Here is a 297-nt window from a genome sequence, read left to right as displayed (position 1 = left end):
AACAATCAACTTTACAAGAAACTAAACCNNNNTTGAAGGAAAAAATTAAAGAGAAAACTCGTAAACAGCATTTAAAAGAGGAAAAACCATTAGAAGTAAGAAAAGAATTGTTAATTAAGATAGAAGATTATAAGAAGGNTAGAGAATTATTGCAACAATTAAAGNNNAAGATGTCTGAAGTAGAAAAGATAGTTAATGAATTGAAGGAAGATGAGAATAAGAGAATAGAAAGTTTAAAAGGATTAAAAGAAAAATTAGAAGAATCGAAAAGCAATATAAATAGTGTGCTAGGTATAT

It is taken from the genome of Candidatus Nanopusillus massiliensis, assembly GCF_920984865.1.
The sequence above is the reverse complement of the archived record's forward strand: the minus strand, read 5'-3'. Positions refer to the sequence as shown.